Origin of the sequence: Halomonas sp. SIMBA_159 (assembly GCF_046536035.1) — a bacterium.
Classification (GTDB): Bacteria; Pseudomonadota; Gammaproteobacteria; order Pseudomonadales; family Halomonadaceae; genus Vreelandella; species Vreelandella venusta_A.
In genome coordinates this window covers 1-318 of sequence record NZ_JAWJBT010000254.1, presented here as the reverse complement: position 1 = coordinate 318, position 318 = coordinate 1, and the positions used below count along the sequence as shown (strand labels likewise).

1 protein-coding gene is annotated in these 318 nt (G+C 69.5%); it reads right to left on the bottom strand.

Annotation, left to right across the window (positions count from 1 at the left end; translation table 11 throughout):
- Positions 1-39: 39 nt before the first annotated feature.
- Positions 40-318 (bottom strand): hypothetical protein (locus tag R0J87_RS19205; protein ID WP_498888236.1); only part of this gene is annotated, 279 nt, incomplete at its 5' end.

Here is a 318-nt window from a genome sequence, read left to right as displayed (position 1 = left end):
CCTCGGTGACGGCCATCGGGGAGAGGATGTTGAAGTCCATCAGCGCCGGTCCCCCGGCAGACCCACCTCATCCCAGCCATCAAGGTGACTGGCGATCCGGTCCACCAGCATGCGCACCACCTGCCCCTGCGCCACCACATGGCGGGTCAGATCTTCCACCCCCTTGGCCAGCGGGCGATTGTCGAGCATGGCCACCGACTCCGCGTGGCTGTGAATGCGCGAGGGGCCGGTGCTCTCGATCTCCCAGCCCCGCTCGCCGACGATACGCGCACCGCCCTGATGCGCGCCGCCCCGGGCAAAGGCCGGAATGCCGCCGAG